The following is a 533-nucleotide window of genomic DNA, read 5'->3' on the forward strand; positions in this document are numbered from 1 at the left end:
GTCGATCCACCACTGCTCCATTGGCCACCAGTCATGCTTAAATCGCCAAGGGAGTGAATGTTTAAATCCTGTATAGAAATGATTTGAGCCTGCTGCCCACTCCGATCAACGAAACCATATTCATTCGTGTCACGGATTTTTGCAGTACCATCAATGATTGTCTTCGCATTGAGGGTGATGATATCCCCCAGAAGAACCCCTGAAGAGTTGGTTAAAAGATCGCCACTGCCGAGATCTACAGCACCGCTGCCAAGCAAAAAACCACCATCATTAAACAAAGTTTGCGTAGTCGAAACATGCAATGCACCATTACTCGATATGGTGCCACTATTGGTAAGACGGTCCGTCTCTATAGTGACGCCATTGCCTTTCAAACGTGCACTGGCAAGATTTCCTTGCTGCGTTTTTGCCCCATAAACATCTTGTGCTAAAGAAGTGTTTGGTGCCAAATAAACGTGGGGTACCAAGACCTCTTGTCCGTCGACAAGGTGGGTCTCAAGCCAGATCATATCCTTTTTGATCCCAGCAATTTG

The 533-nt window shown here is 46.2% G+C and carries 1 protein-coding gene; it reads right to left on the reverse strand.

The window, feature by feature from the left end; translation table 11 throughout:
• On the reverse strand, positions 1-533 hold a 533-nt coding region (locus ACFIKU_RS10370; protein WP_375657457.1), incomplete at both ends, for a hypothetical protein.

It is taken from the genome of Bartonella sp. CM120XJJH, assembly GCF_042194715.1.
Lineage (GTDB): Bacteria > Pseudomonadota > Alphaproteobacteria > Rhizobiales > Rhizobiaceae > Bartonella.